The following is a 22,996-nucleotide window of genomic DNA, read 5'->3' as shown; positions in this document are numbered from 1 at the left end:
CGTCAACGACGCCAGAATCGTTGCGGCCGAGCATGTTCAGCGGATGCGGGCTGCGACCTCAGGCGGCAGAGCACCCCGAAGTGGTCCGACGGGAACACCCTGGGCAGCTCAGGTGAGACCGGCTCGGTCCCCAACAACTCGATGTCGGTCGCCGTCCAGCCGCCGCCCTTGAGCAGCACCCTGTCGAACCGGACGTGGCGCTGTTTGTTCTTGCTGTCAAGGCGCATCAGGTTGATCGTGGTGTCCTCGGTGAAGCCGTCGTCGTGCGGCCGCAGGATCGGCCACAGGTCGCGGTACGGCTGGCCGATGCGGTCGTTCTCCGAGTCGCGCATGTTGAAGTCGCCCAGCACGACTGCGTTCTCGGTTCTGCGCAATGCGCGAAAGACGCGGCCCAGCTGGCGCGACCGCAACCGAGAAGCGGCCTTCCCGCTCTCCAGGTGCAGTGCCACGACGGTCAGCGGCACGCCGCCGGTGTCGAGGTCCGCGGTCAGGAAACCCCGCGCCAGATTGGTGGGCAGCGGGGTGTAGGTGACGTTGGCGACCGGCAGGCGCGAGAGCATCAACATGCCGTAGTTACCCAGGTCGCCGCCGGTGACCTCGGCCCGCCGGTACCGCACCCGAATCCACGGCTGGGCCAGGAAGATCGCCAGCGCCGCCGGCGTGACCTCCTGAAACACCATGACGTCGGGCATCTTTCGCGACAGCACGTCGGCGATCGCCCGGAACCGTTCCTCGGCGTGGAAGTCGCTGAACCAGACGTTGAACGTCGCGACCACCAACTCGTCGCGCGGGACCGCCGCGGCACCGCCACCGCCGGTCCACCGCTTCGACGCCGCGTCGAAGGAGCCGACGCGAACCCGGCGGCTCCTTCGAGGCGATCTCACGCTCGCCGCAGCGTCAGCACCGTGATCTCACTCGGCGCGAAGACCCGGAACGGCGGACCCCAGAAACCCGTGCCCCGACCGGCGTAGAGCTGGGTGCGCTCACCGTGGCGGCTCAGCCCGTGGACGACGGGCTGGTCGAGCCTGACGAAGAAGTTGAACGGCCAGATCTGGCCGCCGTGGGTGTGCCCCGAGATCTGCAGATCCACCCCCGCGGCGACGGCGTCCGGGATCTGCTTGGGCTGGTGCGCCAGCAGCAACACCGGAAGCTCGGGGTCGGTGTCCGCCAGCGCGGCCGGCAGATCCGCGCCGTGCCCGGTCACGCCGGAACCCCCTGCGGTCGCGTCGTCGACGCCCGCCACCACCAACCGGTCGCCCCCGCGCTCGAGTACGACGTGCCTGTTGTGCAGGACGTCCCAGCCGATGTCGGTCATGTAGTCGACCCAACCCAATGCCTCGCCGTAGTACTCGTGGTTGCCGGTCACGTAGACGCGGGCGAGCTTGGCGCGCATGGCCTTCAGCGGGGCGGCCTGCGGCTCGCGCATCGCGACGGTGCCGTCGGCGATGTCCCCCACGTGGCAGACGAGGTCCGCGTCGAGCGCGTTGACGCGCTCGGTGACCCCCGCCGACCAACGGCGTCGGTCGATCGGGCCGTAGTGGGTGTCGGTGATCATGGCGACGCGTAGACCGTCCAACCCGGACCCCAGCCGCGGCAGCACGACGTCGACGGCTCTGACGCGCGGCACGCGCATCGCCTCGTAGTGGCCCCAGGCCAGCACGGCGAGCGCGACGACGACGACGGTCACGGCGACGACGCGCGACCGCGTCGGATCCTCGACGCCGGCGAGCACCAGCACCAGCCGCAGTAACAGCCCGACGACGGAGGTGGTGAACAGCACCCACACCGAGCCGAGCAGGGTGTCGGCCGCAACCGCCGCCCAGTCCGGACGACGTCCACCGTGCCCGAGGATCGTCAGGGCGGGCAGGGCCACGACGGCCACCGCGAACACCACGCTGCCGCTCGACACCACGGCCGTCGGCCAGTGGGTCCCCGCCCCCAGCAGCGTCCACCACGGCACTCCGAACAGGATCGCCGAGATGACCACCGGGATGGCGGGCAACCACCATCTGCGCCGTGGCCGGGCCCGCGAGGCGGGTTCGGTCTGGGTCGACTGGTGGTCTGACATGGCGGAGCGCCTCGATCCGGGTCGTGGAGGTTACCGTCGAGGCTACCCAAACTCCCGCGTGCGACCCGCTCAGCGGATGGCGCGCCCGATCGGATCCCGCGAGTCGCCGATGGCGTCGGGATCCTTCTCGACGGCGATCACGAAGTCGTCACCGTGCTCGACGACGCCGGCGATCACCGCGTCGTCGATGGCCTCGGCGGCGTAGCGCCGACGCACCATCATCGGGTCGGTGCGCAGATCCTTCACCAGCGCGACCGCGAGGCCGACCATCACCAGGACGAACGGCAGCGCCGCCAGGATCGTCAACGATTGGAGGCCGGTGAGGGCGTCGTCACCGCCGACCAACAGCATCACCGCCGCCACGGCTCCCGTTGCGGCGCCCCAGAACACGACCGTCGCGCGCGAGGGCTCGATGGTTCCGCGCTCCGACAACGAGCCCATGACGATCGAGGCCGCGTCGGCACCCGAGACGAAGAAGATCGCGACCAGGACGATCACCACGATGCTGGCGACGGTGGCGAAGGGGAACTGGTCGAGCAGGGTGAAGAGCTGACCCTCGGTGGTGCCCTCTCCGGCGAGGTCGACACCACCCTCCTGGATGCTGATCGCCGCGCCGCCGAAGATGGCGAACCAGATCAGCGACACCACGCTGGGCACCAGCAGCACACCGGTCACGAACTGCCGGATGGTGCGGCCGCGGGAGATGCGTGCGATGAACATGCCGACGAACGGCGTCCACGACAGCCACCACGCCCAGTAGAAGACCGTCCAGCTCTGCAGCCAGGTGTCCACGGCGGCTCCCTCGGCGCCGCTGCGGGCCGACATCATCGCCATGTCCTGCAGGTAGCTGCCCAGCGAGGTGGGAATCACGTTGAGGATGAACACCGTTGGGCCGACGACGAACACGAAGACCGCAAGGCTCAGGGCCAGCACCATGTTGATGTTGGAGAGCCACTGAATGCCCTTGGCGACACCGGACACCGCGGAGAAGATGAAGGCGACGGTCAGGACGGCGATGATGACGACCAGCACCGCGTTGCCCGTCGCGCTGAAGCCCGCCACGATGCTCAGGCCACTGCGAATCTGCAACGCGCCCAACCCAAGTGAGGCGGCCGAGCCGAACAGGGTGGCGAAGATGGCGAGCATGTCGATGATCTTGCCCAGCGGCCCGTTGGCCCGGTCGCCGATGAGCGGGGCGAAGGCGGCGCTGATGAGCTGCAGGCGGCCCTTGCGGTACACGCCGTAGGCGATCGCCAGACCCACCACGGCGTAGATGGCCCACGGGTGCAGCGTCCAGTGGAACAGCGTGGTGGCCATCGCGGTCTGCATGGCTTCCGGGTTGCCGGCCGCACCGGTTCCGGGCGGAGGCGTGACCAGGTGCGAGAGCGGCTCGGCGACGCCGTAGAACATCAGCCCGATGCCCATGCCAGCGCTGAACATCATCGCGATCCAGGAGATGGTCCGGAACTCGGGCTCCTCGTCGTCACGGCCCAGCGGGATGGCACCGAAGCGGCTGATCGCCAGCCACAGCACGAACAGGACGAAACCCGACGACGTCACGACGAACAGCCAGCCGGTGTTCTCCATCGTCCAGGTCAACGCGGAGCCCGAGACGCTCTTCAGCGACGGCGTGCTGAGGAAGCCCCAGACCAGGAAGCCCAGCGCGATCACGGCGGTGACGCCGAACACCACCCAGTCCACGCCGCGGCTGCGGGTCTGTTCGGTCTCGTCGACCGGGACGTCGAGTGCGGGGTGGGGGATCACGCCACCCTTGCCGGTCTCCAGCACCCGCACGATTCGGCGGCGCTTGCGGTGCGCCTCGGGCTCGGCGGAATGGTCGAGATCGGGTTTCGCGTCTGTCGTCACAGGAGGTGCCTTCGGTTAACGGTCGACATACGGGCGAGGAACACACAACTCCCTCACAGGTGGCTCGTCAACCCGAGAAGCCAAGTCGCCGAACTCGATCTTGATCCCGAACGCGCCATTCACTCCCCGGGCGTGTCCAGCGACAGATGCTCGTGCATGCCCAGCCATCGGCCGTCGGCCTGGCGGCGCAGGACGATGGTCTCCCGCTCCCGTTGCTCCTCCTCGACGCCGGCCAGACGGGTGCGCACCGAGTGCGTGAAGACCGCGACGTCGTCGGTGACCAGGTCCAGTCGGGGGTCGACCGACCGGCACGACAGCACCCGGAAGCCGTCGCGCTCCCACTGTGCCCACGACGCCTCGTACGCCGCCCGTGAGGTGAGCAGGGCCGGCTCGGCGTGGAACAGGAACGTGGCCTCGGGCGCGAACCCCGCGAAGTAGCGGGCGGTGTCGTGGGAGCCGAACGCGTCGATCACGTCGACGGCGGCCTGCATGGCAGAGGCAGCGTGGTCCTGGGTGTTCGTCATCGCCCGAGCGTAGGCGTCAGCGCACGACGGTGACGAACTCCAGCGTTGGGTCCGACGCGCTGATCGGGTTGCCCGCCTCGCGCAGCGCGCGCAGCAGACCCAGCACGTCGGCGTCGAGCCGCTCCCCGGGCATCACCAGCGGTATGCCCGGCGGATAGGGCGTAATCGCCTCGGCCGCAACGCGTCCCGCGGCCTCGGCCAATCTCGCCGACTCCTCGCCGGCGAAGTAGGCCTCGCGCGGGGTCAGCACCATCTCGGGCCGCAAGGCCAGCAGGTCGGCGACCATCGCATCTTTCGAGCCGGCTGCCCGTCTGCCCGCGTGCTGGGCCACCTCGGCGAAGCCGGTGACCAGCCGGTCCACGTCCGTCTCGGTGGTGCCGATGGTGGTGATGCACAGCACGTGACCGGTGCCTGCCAGCTCGGGTTGCACGCCGTGCACGGCGTTGAGCCGGGCCACCACGTCACGGGCGGCCGCGGCCAGGCCCGCGGTCCCGACGAGCAGTTTGGTCTCGTCGAGCTGGTGCAGCCCGGTGCCCGGACCGGCCAGGTGGTCGGGTCGCAGGACCGTCAGCCCCGGGATGGCCGCCAGGCGGTCGGCGGTGCGACGGGCGCGGTCCAGCGTCGCCTCGAGAAGGGCGTGACCGTCCTGCACCATCTGACGTCGGGCCAGGTCGACCGAGGCCATGATCGCGAAGTGCGGGCTGGTGGTCTGGATCAGCTGAAGCGCTCGGCGCACGGCGGCCGGATCCAGCCGGGCAGGGTCGACGTGCAGCACGGCGGCCTGGCTCAGCCCGGAGATGATCTTGTGCACCGACTGCACGGTCGCGGCGCCGTGGCGTTCACCCGGTGTCGGAAGGTCCGGATGGAAGGCGAAGTGCGGGGAGTGGGCGCCGTCGACCAGCAGCCTGGCGTCGTGCCGACGACACAGTTCTGCGAGTGCGGCGACGTCACCGGTGGTGCCGTAGTACGTCGGGTGCAGCACCCAGAGCGCGGCGGCCGGGTTCTGGGACAACGCCCGCTCGACGACGGCGGCGTCCAGACCGTGGGCGACGCCGAAGGTCTCGTCCCAGCGTGGCTCCAGCCACACCGGTCGGGCCCCGACCTGAACCAGTCCGGCGAGCACCGACTTGTGGGCGTTGCGCGCCACCAGCACCGGGTCACCGGGGGCCAGCGCCGAGAGCGCCATCGCAACGTTGCCACTCGTCGACCCCTGCACCAGGATGAAGCTGCGTCCGACGCCCCAGGCGTCGGCGATCAGTGCCTCGGCCTCGGCGATGGGGCCCTCGGGACAGTGCAGGGTGTCGGTGTCGGGCAGGTTGTTCAGGTCGAGGTCGGCCAGATGGGCGCGAAACCACGGGTCCAAGGTGCGGCCACCCTTGTGGCCGGGACTGTAGAACGGGGCCTGATCGCGTTCGACGAACCGCCTCAACGAGTCGAAGAGCGGTGCGGCCGCGTGGTCTTGGGGCCTCGTCACGACCCGTAGACCCGCTCGGCGTTCGTCACCCCGATCATGTCCACGATGCGGATCGCGTCCTCGTCGGTGCAGTCACCGGCCTGCACCCACTCACCGAGCACCACGCCCATGGCCCGGCGCCACAACACCGATCCCAGCACGTGTAGCTCCGGTGGACCGAACGCGTCCGACGAGTACAGCTGCTTGGCGAACGGTGCAGTCTCCATCGCCTCGGCGACCAGACCCGTCGACCGTGCGCCCAGGTAGTTGACCGCAAGCCCGACGTCGAAGTTGACGTGGTCGAACGCCTGCGCGAGATAGCCGGCCTGACGCTGAAAGGGATAGCAGTGCAACAACATCACCGGCACGGGCGTCATCGTGCGCAGCAGCGGCAGCAGCAGCATGGGGTCGCTGCGGTGCAGGTCCATGTCGCGGTCGCCGAAGCCGACGTGCACCTGGATCGGCAACCCGTGTTCGGCCGCCTCGTGCACGCCGAAGGCGATGAGCAGGGCGGCGGCGACGCGCAGTGGGCGGGGGCCGGCCAGGAATTCCCTGGCGTGGGCGACGACGTCGGCGTCCGACGGACGTGTCCAGTCGACGTCGAACCCCACGCGGTAGGCGGCGATGGTCTTGGTGCCGACCACGTCCGGGTCCTCGACGGCGCGCCCAAGCGCGGTCCGGAAGGCGTCGGGGAAGTCCTCGGCCGAGGTGCCACCGTCGAGGAGGTCCTCGGTGAGGCGCTCCAGCCGCAGGATCTCCGAGGACCGCACGCCGCTGAGATCGGTGAGTTGGTCGGGGGTCGTGATGAGGTCGCCCTTGAATCCGGTGTCGACGACCCACCGCCGCACGCGCGCCGCGGGCAGCATGATGCGCGAGAGGTCCGCCGGTGTGAACTCGCTGCGCCGCGCCCAGTAGTCGTCGGCGCTGGCCAGCGCCTCCAGCCCCAGCAGCGGCGCACACCACCGGCGGATGGAAAGGCCCAGCGGAGAGTCGAATTGGGTCATGAAGCTCGGCACGGGGTCGGTGGACCCCTCGTTGACGGACGCCTCGAAGTCGGCGCGGTCGACGGGTTGGCTGAAGGTGCCGTGGACGTGGTGGTCGACCAATTCGACGGACTGCAGGTGGGCGGCCAGCGGCTCGGAGACCTCGCCCCGGACCCCGGCGAAGACGTCCGGCAGTTCACCAGCCTGCATATCGAGCCACCTCCTCGGCGTTGACGCGTCCGGCCGCCGCATCGGCGACGGCCGCGCCGAGGATCTCGACCGCCCGGGCCGCCTCGGCGTCGGTGAGCACCAGCGGTGGCGTGATCTCCAGGACGTTGCCGCCCACGTAGTAGACGACCGCTCCCAACTCCCACGCACGGTAGACCACCTGGGCGGCCAGGCGGGGGTCACGTTCCCCCGTCGCCGGGTCGACGAGTTCCAGACCGATCGCCAGCCCCCGTCCTCGGACGTCGCCGATGCGGTCGGCACCCGGTGAGCCGGCGAGTGCGCGCAGACCGTCGGCGAGCAGCTTGCCGACGGTGGCCGCCCGCGCGGGAAGGTCGTCACCGACGATGGTGGCCAGTACCGCACGACCCGCCGCGGTGCACACGGGGTTGCCCGCAGTGGTGAGAAGTGCTGCGGCCGGCGGATTGTCGAGGACCGCGGCGGGTCCGACCGCTGCGGAGAGGGGCAGGCCGCCGCCGAGCACCTTTCCGAAGGTGACGATGTCCGGTTCGACGCCGTCGTGGGTGAAGGCGTGCAGGGTGCCCGGTCTGCCGAGACCCATCTTGACCTCGTCGCAGATCATCGGCACGCGAAAGCGGCGGCACAGCTCGTGCAGCCGGGCGAGGAAGCCGTCGGGCGGCACGACCAGACCACCGTCGGACAGGATCGGCTCGACGATCAGGCACGCGATCGACCCGCTGCTCAGGTGCTCTTCGGCCAGCGCCAAACAGGCGGTGACGTCGGCGTGGACTCCCTCGGGCCCGGGCCGAAAGGGGTTGGGGTAGGGCAGGAACACCGCATCGGGGTCGGCGGGCGCACCGGCGTCCACGTGCACCCCGGAGACGCCCATCGCGACCCCGACGCCACCGTGGTAGCTGTGTTCGAAGGCGATGACGGTGCGCTTGCCGCTGGCGTGCCGGCATGCGCGCAACGCGACGTCGTTGGCGTCGGAACCTGCGTGGCCCAGGTAGACCCGCCGCTCGCCGGTACCGGGCACCAACGCCAGCAGATCCTCGGCCAGCCCGACGGAGTCGGGGTGCACCGCCGAGAGCCCACCGGATCCCGGGGCGGTGCGCACCGCCCGGCTGACGGCCTCCACGATGGCCGGGTGGCCGTGCCCGAGCCCGCTCGCGGTCCAGGTGGCCGACAGGTCCAGCAGCTCGCGGCCCTCGGGGGTCACCAGCGTCGAGCCGTGGCCCGACACCACTTCCAGCGGGAAGAACCGGAGCTTCTCGATGCCGGCGACGGCGGCTTCGTCACGGACGTAGAGGGTGCTCATTCCGTCGCGGCCAACTCGGCGCTCAGCGACGCCCCCACGCGTTTTGCGATGCCGGAGGCGGCGATCGCGATGACCAAACCGATGACACACCAATACAATCCGAGCAGTGGCGCCGCCGACCAGTCCGTCGCGTCCTTCACGTTGAACCAGAGCACCACCGCGATCACCAGCGCGCCGAGGATCGGCAGCGTCAAGCCGAGCACCTTGCCACCGCCGCCGTGGACCCGTTCGAACTTGGGCGCTCCGACGAACCACGCCGCGGCGAGTTCGACCAGCAGGTAGCAGACCATGAGACAGACCGACCCGGCGACGGCGAACAGGAAGTACGTGTCGATGGCGGGGTTGCCGGTTCCCATGTCCGGCCACCGGAAGGCACCGCAGAGCAGGTCGACCACCAATGCCACTCCGACCACCAGCCAGGTGGCGAAGCGCGGACCGCCGGTGCCCTCGTGGATCTGGGCCAGCGCCTTCGGGCCGAAGCCGTCACGGCCGAACGCGTACAGCATGCGGCCCGACGTCGCCGAGCACGCGAGGTGACATCCGAACGCCGACACGATGGCGGTGAAGATGATCAGCAGGCTGAACCACTGGCCGATGTAGGTGTTGCCCAGGTCGCCCAACGTGTTTCCCGAACTGCCGAAGGCCTCGAGCCCCGCGGCGTCGGTACCAAACCCCACGACTTGGGCGAACATCACGACGACGAACAGGACGCCGGTGAGGATCAGCGTGCCGGCCAGCGCCCGGGGAATGTTACGGCCGGGGTCGTCGGTCTCCTCGCCCATCGACGCGCATGCCTCGAAGCCCGCCCAGGACAGGAACGCCGCGACGACGCCGCTGATGACCGCGGAGCTGGACACGCCGTCGAAGGAGAATGCGCTGAAGTCGACTCCCGTGGCGGGTGCGCCACCGCGCGCGAAGATCACCACGACGAGCACGATCATCGACACGATGCCGACACCCTCGATGCCGAGCAGGATCTTGCCGAGCAGCCGCACGTCGCGACCGGACAGCAGGAACGAGATCACCGCGCCGACCGCCACGACCGCCAGCCACGGCAACTGGTAGGGCGTGTCGGTGCCCGGTTGGAGCTTGGCGACGAACGCGTTGACGAAGGCGGCCGTCAACGCCAGCGTGCCGATGGCGAATCCGGCGTAGGCGCCGAGCATGGCGAAGCCGGAGAAGAAGCCGGCCCGCGGCCCGATGGTGCCGCCCACCAGTCCGTAGGCCGATCCGGCGTGGTTGAGGTGGCGGGTGAGCCGGACGAAGCTGTAGCCGACCAGTGACACCCCGACGAGCCCGATGACGAAGACCAGCGGAATGGCCTTGCCGACCGTGGCGATCAGGCCCTGGCCGTTGCCGGACATGGCCAGCGTCGGCCCGACCAGGGCGACGGACATGGCCAGCGCCACCCAGAACGGGAGGCGCCCATGCGGTAGCCGGCCCGCCTCCTCCGACGGGCTGGCCGGTGTCGTGTTGGTGCTCATCGATGTCTCCTCGGAAGTGGTGGCGATTCAACAGCTCCACGCCAGGCGCAGCGCCTGGGTGGTCTCGGCGGGTGTGCTGTCGCCGAAGGTCGCGATTTCGTGCCGACGCACCGCGACGAGTGCCCCGACCATGTCGGCGGTCAGCAGCTCCGCGGCGACGGCGGAGTGTTCGAGCGCGTCGACCGCGGATCGTTGATCGGTGGTCAGCGGCGGCGGCGCGCCGGCCGACTGGGCCGGGTTCTCGGCGACCTCGGGGGGCAGCTCGAGCCCGCGGTCGACCCCGCGCAGGGCGCTGCCCAGGAATGCCGCGGCGGCCAGGTAGGGGTTGGCGCTGGGGTCGATGAGCTTCAGTTCGGCGTTGGCGCCGTGGGGACTACCCGCGGTGGCGGCGACGAATCGCACTGCGGCCTCCCGGTTCTCCAGCCCCCAGCACGCCACGGCGCCCGCCCAGTTGCCTGGTTTGAGGCGCAGCGCCGACAGGGCGGAGCCGGCGTACACACCGATCAGATCGGGCAGCGCGTCCACCACACCGGCGATCGCGGACCCGCCCGTGGGCCGAATCCCGTACGGACCGTCGCCTCCGGAGAAGAGCGGGCCGTCGGCATCGGCCAGCGACAGGTGCAGATGGGCGCCGTTGCCGGCGGCGCCGACGAAGGGCACCGGAGCGAACGAGATTCGCAACCCGTGCCTTGCGGCGGCGCGCCCGAGGACGATGCGGGTTCCGATGACGGCGTCGGCGGCGGCGACCGGCGTGGTCGGCGCCAGCGACACCTCGAGTTGGTCGTGGCCGTACTCGGTGTGGATCTGTTCGATGCACAGGCCCGCCCGCTCGGCGGAGGTGGCGAGGTCGACCAGGAATGCCGAATGTTCCAGGGACGTCCGAATACCGTACGGAGACCACGGATCCGAGGACGCCGGGGAGCCGTCGGGCGCGATCATCGTGCATTCGAGCTCGGCACCCACCAGCGCGGTCAGACCCTGCTCGGCGGCCGCGCGTTCGGTATGACGAAGCAGGCTGCGGGGACACAGCGGCGCGGGGTCGCCGGCTTGGTCGGTCAGGTCGCCGGGCGCCCAGCCGATCCCGTCGTCGACGATCCGCGTGGTGTCGGGGTCGATGCGGATGCGCAGATCGCCGGCGACGCCGATGGTCGGAGTGAACGCGATGCCGGTGTCGACGCAGAACACGCTCCAGGACGGTGAGACGCCCATTCCCGAGCGCTGAAAGTCACCGAGTCGGCGCAGCGGCACGTACTTGGCCCTGGTCACCCCCGCCGGATCGGTCACCGAGCCGGCCACCAGCTCCACGCCCTGGGCGCGCAACTGGTCGATGCGCTCCTCGATCGACACTGGCACGTCTCCCGTCGCTCGTGGGTGCGGTGTGAGTCTGCGAGAAACCTATGTCATGAATGTTTCAGATTCTTTAAATTCATCGGTTTATGGTTGATTCGTAAAATCTCGGATCGGAGGATGTCCACATGTGTCGGCTCTTGGGTGTCGCCTCGCTGGCGCCGGTGTCCATCGCCGGCGCGGTCGGCGACGCCGTGCTGAACGACTTCGTCGCGCTGACCAAGATCCACGGCGACGGCTGGGGCGTCGCCGGCGTCGACCACCTCGGCGACGCCCCGTGGGTCACGGTGTCCGCGGGCACCGCCCTCGGTGATCCCGACTTCGCGGCGGCCACCCACGACCGCCGCCCGACCGCGTCGCTGGTCCACCTCCGCTGGGCCACCAACGGACTCGCCGTCGAACCGCGCAACTCCCACCCGTTCCTCGCAGACGGGCTCGCGATGGCGCACAACGGGTCGATCAAGCCGATTGGCTTATTGGACGACCTCCTCGACCCCGGGATCGCCGCGTCCGTCCACGGCACCACCGACAGCGAGCGCTACTTCGCCTTGATCCGTCAACACCGCAGCACGGCAACCACTCTCGCCGAGGCCGTGCGGCGGGCGGTGGTCCAGCTGCGGCAGGGCCATCCCGACGCCAGCCTCAACGCGCTGCTGCTCGGCGAGGAGCAGCTGGTCGTCGTCCACGCGCATGCGCACAGCCGACTGCTCGACGAGGACGTCGAGGAGATCAGCGCGACGGACCTGCCCGCCGAGCACCTCGAGGACTACTTCGCGTTGCGCATCGCGCGCCCGGTGCCCGGTGTGGTGGTCGTCGGGTCCACCGGGTTCGGCGATCTCGCCTGGGATCCACTGCCACCGGAGTCGGTGATCGCCGTCTCGCTGCGCGACCTGTCGACGACGATCCTTCCGCTCGCAGCGGCCGCGCTCCCGTGACCGAGGAGACCGTCGCGGCACGCGCCGGGGCGGCGCTGCCGTCGCTGAGCAAGGCGGAGCGTCGGGTGGGCCGGGCACTGCTGGCCGACTACCCCAGCGCAGGACTCACCAGCGCGGCGCGCCTCGCCGAACGCGCCGAGGTCAGCCCGCCGACGGTGCTGCGGTTCGCGCAATCCCTTGGCTACGAGGGCTTCACCGATCTGCAGGTGGCGCTGCGCGCCGAGCTGACCGCTCAGTCCAACGGTCCGATCACCCGGCTGCCGTCGGCGCCCACGGCCGACGGGCCCCTGGACCGCCTGCTACAGCAGGGTCACGCTCAAAATGCCCGCGCCGAGCAGACTTTGGCGCAGCTGCCCGCACCGGCGGTCGAGGCGGCGATCGCCTTGCTCGCCGACACCACCCGGCCGCTGTATCTGCACGGCGGCCGGTTCTCCCACCTGCTGGCGGAACATCTGGCCGCGCACCTGGAGCAACTGCGTCCCGGGGTTCGGGTGCTGACCGACCCCGATGGCCGCGACCTCGGGTCCATGATCGAACTGACGCGCCGTGACGTGGTGGTTCTGTTCGACTACCACCGCTATCAGCGCAGCGTCGCCGAGCTGGCCGCGCGGGTGCATCGGGCCGGCGCGACGGTGCTTCTGATCACCGACGACCTGGCCTGTCCCGTCGCACCGGATGCCGAGGTGGTCCTGGCGGCGTCGAGCACCGTGGGCACCACCTACCAGAGCATGACGGCGGGCTTCCTGCTCACCGAGCTCCTCATTCCCCTGGTGATGGACGCCGTCGGCGAACCGGCCCGGACGAGGATGGCCCTCTGGGAGGAGCTCCGCAGAAGTGAGCTGTTGGAATGACTGCTAGCCCTTGGCCGTAACGCTCGACCCGGCGTCCGGCGACAGCCGGATGGTCGCGATCGTGGTCAGCGCCATCAGCCCAGCGAGCGTCACGAAGGTCCACGAGTACGCCGCGCCGGGAGCGCCAGCGAATGGGGTGAGGGTGGTGAGCACCAAGGCCGCAAGCGCGATGCCGAGACCGGAGGCGAGTTCCTGAACGGCGGCGTTGAGGGTGTTGCCGTGGGTCAGGTCCTCGCCGGTGACGTCGGAGAACGCCAGGCTGACGTAGGCGGTGAAGCCGATGGATCGCAGCGCGCCGCTGAGGAACAGGATGGCGGCGACGGCGGCGACGGGCATGGTCGGCGCGAGGCTGGCCAGCAGGCAGGTGCACCCGACCGAGAGCACGCCGTCGACCAGCAGCACGCGACGAATTCCGAAGCGCCGCATGAGCGGTGTGGTCGCCGGCTTGACCGCGATGTTGCCGGCGAAGAGCACCGCGACCATCAGTCCCGACAGGAACGGCGTCCACCCGAACACCAGCTGGAACTGCAGCGGCAGCAGGAACGGCACCGCGGTGACGACGAGGCGGTACAGAGATCCGGCGGTGACCGTGATCCGCAGGGTGGGCACCCGCAGCACGCGCAGTTCGACCAATGGGTGCGAGGTGTGCAGCAGGTGCCACGTCGCACCGGCCAGGAGCAGCAGGGCGATCACTCCGCCGGCGGCCACCAGCGTCCAGTGCGTGGCACTGACGTGGACGTTCTCCAGGGCGACCAGCGCCGCCGCGATGCCCGCGCCCAGCAGCAGCAGTCCACGCCAATCCAGCGGCCGCGGATCCGGGTGCGGTTCGCCGCGGATGAGCCTGCGCGACAACACGACCCCGACGATCCCGATCGGCACGTTGACGAGGAAGATCCAGCGCCACGACCCCAGACTGGCGATCGCACCGCCCAGCACGGGTGCGACGACCGGGGCGGCCAGGGCGGGCCAGGTGAGCAGCGCGATCGCCCGCACCAGATTGGTCTTGCCGCTGACCCGCAGCACGGCCAGCCGGCCCACGGGCACCATCATCGCGCCGCCGACGCCCTGCAGGATCCGCATGCCGACGAGCATCGGCAGCGAACCGCTGAGCGCGCAGCCGAGCGAGGCGAGCGTAAAGATGGCGATGGCCGCGGTGAACACCGGCCGCGGGCCGAATCGATCGGCCAGCCATCCGCTGGCCGGGATGAGCACCGCCAGCGTGACGAGGTAGGCGGAGATCGCGACGCTGACGTCGACGGGGTCGACGCCGAACGACGTGGCGATCAGCGGTATCGCCGGGGTGATGATGGTGGCGTCGACGATCTCCATGAAGAACGCGCCCGCCACCAACAGCGCCATGCCGCGCGGAAAGCGCTCCGCGTCGTCGGCGGCGTTCGGTAACGGCACCGCTGTCACCGTAGTCAGGTGTCAGCCGGCGCGCTGGCTCGCGGTCGCCGGGTAGTCGGGCAGTCGCACGCCGTCTGACGCGACGGTCACCATCCGCCGCCCGAGCAGTTTCATGGCGCCGCGGGCCACGGGGGTGGCGGCCAGCCGGGACACGGTGTGCAGGACGTCGATGCCCCGCTGGGTTCGGGGATTGGCGCGTCGCAGCGTGTCGATGGACACCTGCCCGGCCTTCTCGGCCAGCGGGCGCATGTACCGCTCGTAGCGGGACAACGCCGCCAGATGATCCTCGTCGCGACCCAGTTCACCGGCCAGCACGTAGGCGCCGATGAGCGCCAAGCTGGTGCCGCTGCCGCCAAAGGTGGCGTTGCAGTGGGCGGCGTCGCCGAGCAGCGCGACACGGCCCGCGCTCCACCGCGGCGAACGCACCTGACCGAGCGCGTCGAAGTACAGCGGGGCGTCGTCCAGTTCGGCCAGGATGCGCGGGGCCGGCCCCTCGACGTCGGCGAAGGTCTTGCGCAGGATGGCGATCTGGTCGGCACGCGAGAGGTCTTGGAGGCCACGGACGTCGGAGATGAACGTCAGGATGGCGCGCGTCGTGCCGAGGTTGTCGGGGCGCAGATGCACCGACCGGCGCCCCGGCACGTGTTGCCAGCTCCACCACTGGTCGTCGGTGTCGCGGCGGGCCAGGGTCAGGTACGCGAAGTACATGCCGAGGTCGTTCACCTCGGCCGTGGTGACGAATCGGCGCGAACGCGACCGCAACCCCTCGGCGATCACCAGCAGGTCGGCGTCGAGGGTGGTGCCGTCCCGCAGCGTGGTCGTGACGTGGTCGCCGTGATCGGCGACGTCGGCGATCTCCGACCCGAAGCGGTAGTCGGTGGTCTCGCCGGTTCGCTCGATGAGGATGCGGGAGAGCTCGCCGCGCAAGATCTCCAATTCCGCGGTGGGACCGTCGATCTCGCCGGGTTCGCTCATCGGGAACGACGCGGCGGGCGAGCCGTCGGGACGGGTGAAGCGCATGCCGACCTCGCCGGTGTTCGCGGCGCGTAGGTCGGCCTCGATGCCCATCCGCCGAGCGGCCTCGCGGGCGGCGCCGCGGACGTCGACGTTCTGACCCTCGAAGCGGCGCTGCGGGAATCTCTCGACGATGGTGGCGCGCCAGCCTCGGGCGGTGAGTTCGTGGGCCAGTGCGGGTCCGGCGATACCGGCTCCGGAGATGACGGCGTGGTGTGTCACGGAAGCGATGTCCAATCTGGGAGGATGTTCCTAGAATAACGTAATACACGATCTTCGAAGTAACTGCCCTCGAGGAGGCGGCGTGAGACATCAGCGCGACGAGACGGGGCACTGGCTGGCCGGGCTCAGTGCGCCCATGCTCGCGATGCGGGGCTTCCTCGAGGCGCACGACGAACTGCAGCGACGGCAGGCACGGCGCATGGGGCTCAACGCAACCGACATGGCCGCCCTGCGGCTACTCGACGTCCACGGGCCCCTGGGCCCCACGGAGCTGGCTCGCCGGCTGGACCTGCGCTCGGCCTCGGTGACCGTGCTGCTGGACCGACTCGAATCCGACGGATTGGTCGAACGCGTCCGCGACGAACGGGACCGGCGACGGGTGACGGTTCGCGCCCTGCCGCACGCGGTCGACCGGCTGTTCGACACCTGGGCGCCGATCGTGCGCGCCATGGACGACGTCGGGCACGGCCTGACCCCCGCCCAGCAGTCGGCGGTGTGCGCCTACTTCGACCAACTGGTCACCGTCATGACCGAAGGCGACCCGGCGCCAGCCGAGTGACGTCGAGCCCGCGGTCGACGAGATCCGGCGGGACCGGCTGACCGAGCACCAGGGCGGCACCCAGCGCTGCGGTGGCCGGCGCGGTCTGGATGCCGTAGCCGCCCTGCCCGGCGAGCCAGAAGAACCCCGGGGCCTCCTCGTCCTCACCGACCACGAAGGTGCGGTCGGGTGCGAACGTGCGCAGACCGGCCCACGACGCACCGATGCCGCGCACCCCGATCGTCGTGGCCGCGTTGATCGCCTCGATGGCGCGCGCGATCTCCAGCGTGTCCGGTCTGGCGTCACTCGGCGGGCACGGCGTCTCGTCGGCCGGTGAGCAGAGGAATTGCGCGCCTTCGGGATTGACGTAGAAGGACTGGTCGACGTCGCTGAAATTGGGCAGCCCGCGGGTCGCCTCGCCCAGCGGCGAGGTGACCATGAAGATGGTCCGCCGCAACGGCGCCAACCCCACCGGCCGCACCCCTGCCGCGACGGCCACGACGTCGGCCCACGCGCCGGCGGCGTCGACCACCACCGGGGCCCGATGGCGGCCACCGTCTGCGGTGGTCGCGGTCCAGGCCTCCCCGGCCCGTCGAAGCGACGTCACGTGGGCGGTGCGCATGATCTCGGCACCGTTGCGACGGGCGCCCCGCACATAGCCCTGGTGCAGCGCCGACACGTCGAGCGCCAGTGCCCGCGGCTCGTAGATCCCCCGCTCGGCCGCGCCGGGTCGCAACGGCGGGAAGAGCTCTCGGCAGCCGTCCCCGTCGAGCAGTTCGGCGTCCGACACCAGCGCGCACACCCCGGCGTGCATCCGGTCGACGACCGACGCGCGCCCGGCGGTGGCGAATTGCAGGAAGGGTCGCGGTGTGGTCAGCGACGCCTCGAAATCCTCCGGCGGGTCGACGAAGAAGGCTCGACTTCCCGTCGTCAGCGCTCGAATCTGTTGACCACCATAGGTTTCCAGGAACGTCGCCGCCGAGCGACCGGTCGTGTGATACGCCAGCGTCGGTTCCATCTCGAGCAGCGTGACCCGCACCGTTCGCGAGAGTTCGTAGGCGATCGACACCCCGGCGATGCCGCCGCCGATGACGACGACGTCCGCGCTCGTGTCGACCAAACTCATCTCAGCAGCTTCCCAGACTGCACGTAGGCTCGGGAGCCATGAGGGACAGACCATGAGTGCGGGGTTGTTCGGGTTGCTCGACGACGTGGCCGCGCTGGCCCGGCTCGCGGCCGCATCCGTCGACGACATCGGCGCCGCCACGGGTCGGGCCGCCGCCAAGGCTGCCGGGGTCGTCATCGACGACACGGCCGTGACGCCTCAGTACGTACACGGCATCGCCGCCGAGCGCGAGTTGCCGATGATCAAGCGCATCGCCCTGGGGTCGCTGCGCAACAAGCTGCTGTTCATCCTGCCTGCCGCACTGCTGCTGAGCCAGTTCGTGCCGTGGCTGCTGACTCCGATCCTGATGCTCGGCGCGACCTATCTGTGCTTCGAGGGCGCGGAGAAGGTGTGGGGCCGAATCGCCGGCCACGACGCGCACGCCGCGCCGACCACCGCGATCGGCGAGGACGCCGAGAAGCAGATGACGAGCAGCGCGATCCGCACCGACTTCATCCTGTCGGCCGAGATCATGGTGATCGCCCTCAACGAGGTGGCCGACCAGTCCTTCTGGCCGCGGCTGATCATCCTGATCATCGTCGCGTTCGTCATCACCGTCGCCGTCTACGGCGTGGTCGCGGCGATCGTGAAGATGGACGACGTCGGGCTGGCCCTCACCCAACGCTCCTCGGCGTTCGCGCAGAAGGTGGGCCGCGGCCTGGTCGTCGGGATGCCGAAGCTGCTGGCCGCGCTGTCGGTGATCGGCACCGTCGCCATGCTGTGGGTCGGCGGACACATCCTGCTCGTCGGCACCGACACCCTCGGGTGGCACGCGCCCTACGGGTTCGTCCACCACCTCGAGGAGGGCCTCAACGGCGTGTTGGCCTGGCTGCTGAACACCGCGATCTCGGCGGTCATCGGGCTGGTCGTCGGCGCCGTCGTGGTGGCCGTCGTGCACGTCCTGCCGTTCGGCAAGAAGAAGCACTAGGCCGATTCGTGCACGCCGACCCGCGCCCAGCGCGGGTATCCGTGCACGAACGCCGGGGGTCAGGGCCGCGCGAGCACCATCATCGCGACGTGCAGCGAGGTTCTGGACTCCGCGTCGTCGAGGTCCACGCCCAGCAGCCGCTCGACGGCTGCCAGTCGCGCGTAGAGCGTCGGCCGGGACAGGTGCAGCCGCTTGGCCAGGGCCGCCTTGTTGCCACCCTCGTCGAGGTAGGCCGCGAGCAGATCGAAGGATTCGTCGCCATGCGTGGCGCGCCGCTCGAGCAGCCCACGAAGTTCGGTCTCGGCGAATGCCTGCACCCGCGCATCGGAGCGGATCAGGGCGACCAGACCCCGCAGTCGCACGTCGGCCGCCCGGTAGAACGGCTTGGCCTCGGGACGGTCGGCCATCGCCAGCGCGACGTCCGCCACGTGGCCGGACTCGGCGAGACCACCCGCGGCGTCGACGAGCCGGCTCGATTCCGGGCCCACCCCGATGACGCACCGCGAGACGCCGTCGACCGCGAGGACCGCCCGACGCATCCCGGCGGCCACCTCGACCAGGACGCGTTCGGTGCCGGGGTCGCCCCTGACGGCCATCGCCGTCGGCTGCGGCGCCACGAGCAGGTCGACCCGACCGTCGTCACGGCTGGCGGCCAGGACGCTGTGCCCGCCGGACCGGATGGCGTGAACCAGCGCGTCCAATGTCCGGCTGCGCCGCTGCTGGATCAGCAACTGGTTGGCGCTCGCGGTCTCCGGCACCCGAACCGTGACGGGCACGTAGGTCAGCGCCGGCCGCAGGCCGAGCGCATGCGCGCGAGCCGTCGCCTCGCCCTCGTCGCGGATCCGCCCGCGCAGCAGGTCGTCGACCAGACCGCTCTGCGCGCGCAGTTCCAGTGAGGTGCGGTCCTGCTCGACCATGCGGTGCATCGCCAACGCCTGAGCCGCGCGCTCCAGGGTCGTGGCGATCCGGTCGCCGGCCTCCTCGCCGCGGCCTCGCCCGAGCGGTGCCACCAGCCGCCCCCACTCCTGCCGGTACGGGCCGACGGGGCACGTCACCCAACCGTCGGCGCCGAGCCGTGACCGACGCTCCCAGTCGTCGAGCAGTTCGGTGAGCGAGAGCCCGTGCCGCACGACGGCCAGCGCCTGGTGGTTCAGGTCCTCCAACACGATGGGCGTGTCGAGCATGTCGGCCGTCGCCGCGACGATCTCGTCGACCGAGGCCCGGCGCATGTTCAAGTTCGTGAACGCCTCGTGCACCCGACGGGCGTAGTCCACCTCGGCGTACTGCTCGGCGACGATCCGACGGTGCACCTCCTCGGTCACCTCGACGAACCGCACCGGGCGGCGCAGCGCGACGACGGGCAGGTCCAGGTCGGCGCCGGCCGCCACTACCGACGACGGCACGTCGGCGACGTGGACGCCGAGTTCGACGACCAGCGCCACCGCCCCCGCCCGCGCGAGTTGCGGCAGGTAGTCGTCGCGGTGCGCGACGTCGGTCAGCGCCTGTCCGGTGGTGAGCACCATCTCCCCGCCCTCGAGCAGGTTCGACAGATCGGGCAGATCGCTGACGTGCACCCAGCGCACCGGCCGGTCCAGTGCGCCGCTCCGGTCGGCGCCACAGACCAGTACGGGATCACCGGCCTGCAGGACCGGCAACGCGACGATCTCCCGGACTGTCGGCAACATCTACACATAGTAAGTTTCTCGGCCACATTCGTTACACATCGTCGGACTTGGCGCCTACATGCCGACCCCAGAATCGAGGCATGACTCTCAGCACCCGCGTCACGACCATCGCCCACTGGGCCGACGGCAAGAGCTTCGCCGGCTCCGGCGACCGCACCTCGTCGGTGACCAATCCCGCCACCGGACAGGTCACCGGCGAACTCGCCCTGGCCGACGTCGCCGACGCCCGCGTCGTGATCGACGCCGCGGCCGCGGCCTACCCGGCCTGGCGCGACACCTCGCTGGCCAAGCGCACCAGCATCCTGTTCGCCTTCCGGGAATTGCTCAACGCCCGCAAGGGTGAGCTGGCCGAGATCATCACCAGCGAGCACGGCAAGGTCGTCTCCGATGCCCTCGGTGAAGTGAGCCGCGGCCAGGAAGTCGTCGAATTCGCTTGCGGCATAGCGCACCTGCTCAAGGGCGGGATGACGGAGAACGCCTCGACCAACGTCGACGTCGCCTCCATCCGTCAGCCGCTCGGCGTCGTCGGCATCATCAGCCCGTTCAACTTCCCGGCCATGGTGCCGATGTGGTTCTTCCCCATCGCGATCGCCGCGGGCAACACCGTCGTGCTCAAGCCCAGCGAGAAGGATCCCTCGGCCGCCCTGTGGATCGCCGAACTGTGGGCCGAGGCCGGCTTGCCCGCTGGCGTGTTCAACGTGCTGCAGGGCGACAAGGTCGCGGTCGACGAACTGCTCACCAATCCGACGGTCAAGGCCATCAGCTTCGTCGGCTCGACCCCGATCGCGCAGTACGTCTACTCGACCGGCACCCTGCACGGCAAGCGCGTGCAGGCCCTCGGCGGCGCCAAGAACCACGCCATCGTGCTGCCCGACGCCGACCTCGACCTGGCCGCCGACGCCATGGTCAACGCCGGCTTCGGCTCCGCCGGAGAACGCTGCATGGCCATCTCCGCGTGCGTCGCGGTCGGCCCGATCGCCGACGAGCTGGTCGCCAAGATCGCCGAGCGCGCCAAGGGGCTCAAGACCGGCCCAGGATCAACCCCAGACGGCACGCGCGACTCCGACATGGGCCCATTGGTCACCAAGGCCCACCGCGACCGGGTGGCGTCCTACCTCGACGCCGGCGAGGCTGACGGCGCGACCATCGTGGTCGACGGCCGCGGGATCTCCGTCGACGGTGAGGCTGACGGCTTCTGGCTCGGCCCGACGCTGATCGACGACGTCACCCCCGAGATGAGCGTCTACACCGACGAGATCTTCGGCCCCGTGCTGTCGGTCGTCCGTGTCAGCTCCTACGACGAGGCGCTGAACCTCATCAACGCCAACCCCTACGGCAACGGCACCGCCATCTTCACCAACGACGGCGGCGCGGCCCGGCGGTTCCAGAACGAGGTCGAGGTCGGCATGGTCGGCGTCAACGTGCCCATCCCCGTCCCGACCGCGTACTACAGCTTCGGCGGCTGGAAGAGCTCGCTGTTCGGCGACACCCACGCCCACGGCACCGAGGGCGTGCACTTCTTCACCCGCGGCAAGGTCGTCACGACGCGTTGGCTCGACCCCAGCCATGGTGGAATCAACCTCGGCTTCCCGCAGAACGACTGACAGGCACACGAGGAACACTGAGCACATGACGACTTTCGACAGCACCGTGTTACCGAGCGGTCAGGACCTGGCCACCGCCAAGGCCGAGGCCGCCCACGCCTACGAACTCGACCGCAAGCACGTCTTCCACTCCTGGTCGGCGCAGGCTCAGATCACCCCGATGACGATCGTGGCCTCCGACGGGCAGTACGTGTGGGACGGCGACGGCAACAAGCTGCTCGACTTCTCCGGGCAGCTGGTGTTCACCAACATCGGCCACCAGCACCCGACGGTGGTCAAGGCCATCGCCGAGCAGGCGGCCAAGCTGTGCACCGTGGCGCCGCAGCACGTCAACGCCGCGCGCTCCGAGGCGGCCCGGCTGATCGCCGAGCGCACCCCCGGTGACCTGAACCGGGTGTTCTTCACCAACGGCGGCGCCGACGCCGTCGAGCACGCGGTCCGGATGGCGCGGCTGCACACCGGCCGCTACAAGGTGCTCTCCCGCTACCGCTCGTACCACGGCGGCACCGACACCGCGGTCAACCTGACGGGCGACCCGCGCCGCTACCCCAACGACTACGCCAGCAGCGGCGTCGTGCACTTCAACGGACCGTTCCTGTATCGCTCGTCCTTCTACGCGGAGAACGAACAGCAGGAGAGCGAACGCGCCCTGGAGTACCTGGAGCGGCTGATCCAGCACGAGGGTGCGTCGTCCTTCGCGGCGATCATCCTGGAGTCCGTGCCCGGCACCGCGGGCATCATGGTGCCGCCGCCCGGCTACATGGCGGGCGTCCGCGAGATCTGCAACAAGTACGGCATGGTGATGATCGCCGACGAGGTGATGGCCGGTTTCGGCCGCACCGGTGAGTGGTTCGCCATCCAGAACTTCGACGTCGTCCCCGATCTGATCACCTTCGCCAAGGGCGTCACCTCGGGTTACGTGCCGCTGGGCGGCGTGGCCATCAACGACGCGATCTACTCGACGTTCGCCGACCGCGCCTACCCGGGCGGGCTGACCTACTCCGGTCACCCGCTGGCGTGCGCGGCCGCCGTCGCCACCATCAACGTGATGGAGGACGAGGGCATGGTGGCCAACGCCAAGCGCATCGGCACCGACGTGCTCGGTCCCGGCCTGGCCGACCTCGCAGCGAAGCACCCCTCGGTCGGGGAGGTGCGTGGGCTCGGCGTGTTCCAGGCGATCGAACTGGTGGCCAACCCGCAGACCCGTGAGCCGCTGGCGGCCTACGGCGGGTCCAGCCCGGCGATGAACGCGGTGATCGCGGCCTGCAAGTCCGGTGGCCTGCTGCCGTTCGCCAACTTCAACCGCATCCACGCGGTGCCGGCCTGCAACATCTCCGACGCCGAGGTGGCCGAGGGTCTGGGCATCCTCGACGCCGCGCTGACGGTGGCCGACGGCTACGTGCAGTAGGACGGCGCTG

19 protein-coding genes are annotated in these 22,996 nt (G+C 70.1%); 6 read left to right on the top strand and 13 right to left on the bottom strand.

From position 1 onward, the window contains the following. Positions 1 to 2: 2 nt before the first annotated feature. From ABZ195_RS01670 to ABZ195_RS01630, 9 genes are all read right to left on the bottom strand, one after another. Positions 3 to 884 (bottom strand): endonuclease/exonuclease/phosphatase family protein, encoded by an 882-nt coding sequence (locus ABZ195_RS01670; RefSeq protein ID WP_355214268.1) that lies wholly within the window; start codon positions 882 to 884, stop codon positions 3 to 5. After that, complete coding sequence (locus tag ABZ195_RS01665) at positions 881 to 2,068, bottom strand: metallophosphoesterase (protein WP_355214266.1); 1,188 nt, start codon at positions 2,066 to 2,068, stop codon at positions 881 to 883. Before ABZ195_RS01665 ends, ABZ195_RS01670 begins: the two co-directional genes overlap by 4 nt. Before the next feature lie 69 nt (positions 2,069 to 2,137). Next, entirely contained in the window at positions 2,138 to 3,862 is a 1,725-nt protein-coding gene (locus tag ABZ195_RS01660) for a BCCT family transporter (protein ID WP_355214905.1), read from the bottom strand. A gap of 191 nt (positions 3,863 to 4,053) precedes the next feature. Continuing rightward, the gene (locus ABZ195_RS01655) at positions 4,054 to 4,458 is read right to left on the bottom strand and encodes a nuclear transport factor 2 family protein (RefSeq protein ID WP_355214265.1); all 405 of its coding nucleotides are present in this window, start codon (positions 4,456 to 4,458) and stop codon (positions 4,054 to 4,056) included. Between the two features lie 16 nt (positions 4,459 to 4,474). Further along, complete coding sequence (locus ABZ195_RS01650; protein WP_355214263.1) at positions 4,475 to 5,932, bottom strand: aminotransferase class I/II-fold pyridoxal phosphate-dependent enzyme; 1,458 nt, start codon at positions 5,930 to 5,932, stop codon at positions 4,475 to 4,477. After that, the gene (locus ABZ195_RS01645; protein WP_355214261.1) at positions 5,929 to 7,104 is read right to left on the bottom strand and encodes an amidohydrolase family protein; all 1,176 of its coding nucleotides are present in this window, start codon (positions 7,102 to 7,104) and stop codon (positions 5,929 to 5,931) included. Before ABZ195_RS01645 ends, ABZ195_RS01650 begins: the two co-directional genes overlap by 4 nt. Continuing rightward, a complete protein-coding gene (locus ABZ195_RS01640; protein ID WP_355214260.1) occupies positions 7,091 to 8,398 on the bottom strand; it encodes an aminotransferase class III-fold pyridoxal phosphate-dependent enzyme in 1,308 nt (435 codons plus the stop codon). Before ABZ195_RS01640 ends, ABZ195_RS01645 begins: the two co-directional genes overlap by 14 nt. Continuing rightward, positions 8,395 to 9,882, bottom strand: a complete 1,488-nt coding sequence (locus tag ABZ195_RS01635) for an APC family permease (RefSeq protein WP_355214258.1) — start codon at positions 9,880 to 9,882, stop codon at positions 8,395 to 8,397. The genes ABZ195_RS01640 and ABZ195_RS01635 overlap by 4 nt, the downstream gene beginning before the upstream one ends. A gap of 27 nt (positions 9,883 to 9,909) precedes the next feature. Next, positions 9,910 to 11,223, bottom strand: a complete 1,314-nt coding sequence (locus ABZ195_RS01630; RefSeq protein WP_355214903.1) for a glutamine synthetase family protein — start codon at positions 11,221 to 11,223, stop codon at positions 9,910 to 9,912. 134 nt (positions 11,224 to 11,357) lie between these two features. Between ABZ195_RS01630 and ABZ195_RS01625 the strand changes: the two genes are divergently transcribed. Next, entirely contained in the window at positions 11,358 to 12,164 is an 807-nt protein-coding gene (locus ABZ195_RS01625; RefSeq protein ID WP_355214256.1) for a class II glutamine amidotransferase, read from the top strand. Beyond that, positions 12,161 to 13,015, top strand: a complete 855-nt coding sequence (locus tag ABZ195_RS01620) for a MurR/RpiR family transcriptional regulator (RefSeq protein ID WP_355214255.1) — start codon at positions 12,161 to 12,163, stop codon at positions 13,013 to 13,015. Before ABZ195_RS01625 ends, ABZ195_RS01620 begins: the two co-directional genes overlap by 4 nt. Positions 13,016 to 13,018: 3 nt before the next feature. On the opposite strand, the gene ABZ195_RS01615 is transcribed toward ABZ195_RS01620, so the two are convergent. After that, complete coding sequence (locus ABZ195_RS01615; protein ID WP_355214901.1) at positions 13,019 to 14,374, bottom strand: MFS transporter; 1,356 nt, start codon at positions 14,372 to 14,374, stop codon at positions 13,019 to 13,021. 69 nt (positions 14,375 to 14,443) lie between these two features. Next, positions 14,444 to 15,673 (bottom strand): FAD-dependent monooxygenase, encoded by a 1,230-nt coding sequence (locus tag ABZ195_RS01610; RefSeq protein ID WP_355214254.1) that lies wholly within the window; start codon positions 15,671 to 15,673, stop codon positions 14,444 to 14,446. Positions 15,674 to 15,740: 67 nt separating this feature from the next. On the opposite strand from ABZ195_RS01610, the gene ABZ195_RS01605 reads away from it, so the two are divergent. Then, the gene (locus tag ABZ195_RS01605; protein ID WP_355214252.1) at positions 15,741 to 16,217 is read left to right on the top strand and encodes a MarR family transcriptional regulator; all 477 of its coding nucleotides are present in this window, start codon (positions 15,741 to 15,743) and stop codon (positions 16,215 to 16,217) included. Here the strand turns inward: ABZ195_RS01605 and ABZ195_RS01600 are convergent. Further along, positions 16,183 to 17,322 carry an FAD-dependent oxidoreductase gene (locus ABZ195_RS01600; RefSeq protein WP_355214250.1) on the bottom strand — a complete coding sequence of 380 codons (1,140 nt, stop codon included), beginning with the start codon at positions 17,320 to 17,322 and terminating at the stop codon, positions 16,183 to 16,185. The genes ABZ195_RS01605 and ABZ195_RS01600 overlap by 35 nt on opposite strands. Before the next feature lie 52 nt (positions 17,323 to 17,374). On the opposite strand from ABZ195_RS01600, the gene ABZ195_RS01595 reads away from it, so the two are divergent. Next, positions 17,375 to 18,289 carry a DUF808 domain-containing protein gene (locus tag ABZ195_RS01595; protein ID WP_355214248.1) on the top strand — a complete coding sequence of 305 codons (915 nt, stop codon included), beginning with the start codon at positions 17,375 to 17,377 and terminating at the stop codon, positions 18,287 to 18,289. 59 nt (positions 18,290 to 18,348) lie between these two features. Here the strand turns inward: ABZ195_RS01595 and ABZ195_RS01590 are convergent, their stop codons facing one another. Continuing rightward, a complete protein-coding gene (locus ABZ195_RS01590; RefSeq protein WP_355214246.1) occupies positions 18,349 to 19,974 on the bottom strand; it encodes a PucR family transcriptional regulator ligand-binding domain-containing protein in 1,626 nt (541 codons plus the stop codon). A gap of 80 nt (positions 19,975 to 20,054) precedes the next feature. Here ABZ195_RS01590 and ABZ195_RS01585 point away from each other — a divergent pair, with 80 nt between their 5' ends. Continuing rightward, positions 20,055 to 21,578, top strand: a complete 1,524-nt coding sequence (locus ABZ195_RS01585) for a CoA-acylating methylmalonate-semialdehyde dehydrogenase (RefSeq protein ID WP_355214245.1) — start codon at positions 20,055 to 20,057, stop codon at positions 21,576 to 21,578. 25 nt (positions 21,579 to 21,603) lie between these two features. Continuing rightward, positions 21,604 to 22,986 (top strand): aspartate aminotransferase family protein, encoded by a 1,383-nt coding sequence (locus tag ABZ195_RS01580; protein WP_355214243.1) that lies wholly within the window; start codon positions 21,604 to 21,606, stop codon positions 22,984 to 22,986. The last annotated feature ends 10 nt before the right edge of the window (positions 22,987 to 22,996 follow it).

The sequence above is a fragment of the Mycobacterium sp. NPDC006124 genome (genome assembly GCF_040614235.1).
GTDB lineage: Bacteria > Actinomycetota > Actinomycetes > Mycobacteriales > Mycobacteriaceae > Mycobacterium.
Note: the sequence above shows the minus strand (reverse complement) of the source record. Positions and strands in the feature narration are given on the sequence as shown.